Origin of the sequence: Vibrio sp. 10N.286.51.B11 (genome assembly GCF_041469245.1) — a bacterium.
Lineage (GTDB): Bacteria > Pseudomonadota > Gammaproteobacteria > Enterobacterales > Vibrionaceae > Vibrio > Vibrio crassostreae_C.
Window position 1 is genome coordinate 1 of the sequence record NZ_JBFRKI010000076.1, and the last position, 203, is coordinate 203.

At 41.9% G+C, this 203-nt stretch carries 1 tRNA gene; it reads right to left on the minus strand.

The features are described from left to right. Nucleotides 1-76 precede the first annotated feature (76 nt). Nucleotides 77-152 (minus strand) — tRNA-Ala (locus AB4154_RS22325). Nucleotides 153-203: the final 51 nt, after the last annotated feature.

The window sequence follows — 203 nt, forward strand, 5'->3', positions numbered from 1 at the left end:
TCCAAATTGTTAAAGAGCTAGATATTTCAAAAGAAATAACCATTTTTAAAGATTCTTAAGGAAGAACACTTAAAGATGGTGGAGCTATGCGGGATCGAACCGCAGACCTCCTCGCTGCCAGCGAGGCGCTCTCCCAGCTGAGCTATAGCCCCATCTGGAAAAGTATTTCCTACTCTTAACTTATTAAACCATCAATCTGTGTG